The 551-nt window shown below is 65.0% G+C and carries 1 pseudogene; it reads right to left on the reverse strand.

Going from position 1 to position 551, the window contains the following annotated elements:
• Positions 1 to 419: 419 nt before the first annotated feature.
• Positions 420 to 551, reverse strand: a pseudogene (locus H7965_RS32355) (IS5 family transposase); the annotation flags it as partial.

The following is a 551-nucleotide window of genomic DNA, read 5'->3' on the forward strand; positions in this document are numbered from 1 at the left end:
ACGGTAGGCACTGGCCGCATGCCAGGCCGCGGCGCCGCCGACAGCAAGGGCAGGCAGAAGGACTGCCAGAACTAGCCCGACAAGGTGTGCACGTAGCCCGAGGCGAGGCGCGAGCCTGGCAGACTTCGTCGAGGACAACACCGGTGGCGCCCCGGGCGACCGCTCAGGTCGCCTCGTCGCAGTATCGTACTGAGAGGAGCTCACGGATAGAGGATATCAAGCATTCGCGCGTGAGGCGCAACGCATGTTTCGTAAGCGCGCGAGCGATCACACGACCCTCTTCTGCTGGATTCAGGCCTACGCGCCGGAACTTGAGAAACGAAGCCGGCCGCACCTGCGCCCGATCGACGGCTCGTGGCGGGTGGAGGAGACGTATGTGAAGGTGAAGAGCCGTTAGAGCCCATCCGGGAAGTTTCGATTCACGCTGAGGGCTTTCTGGCCAGCCGGCGGAGCATGATGCGGATCATTGCCATGCGGACGAAGGCGGCGGCGATGCGGCAGTGTCGCTCGAAGTCGCGGGCGAGGCGGCGGTTGCGGCTGATCCAACCGAT

This window comes from Siccirubricoccus deserti (assembly GCF_014283215.1).
GTDB classification, from domain to species: Bacteria; Pseudomonadota; Alphaproteobacteria; order Acetobacterales; family Acetobacteraceae; genus Siccirubricoccus; species Siccirubricoccus deserti.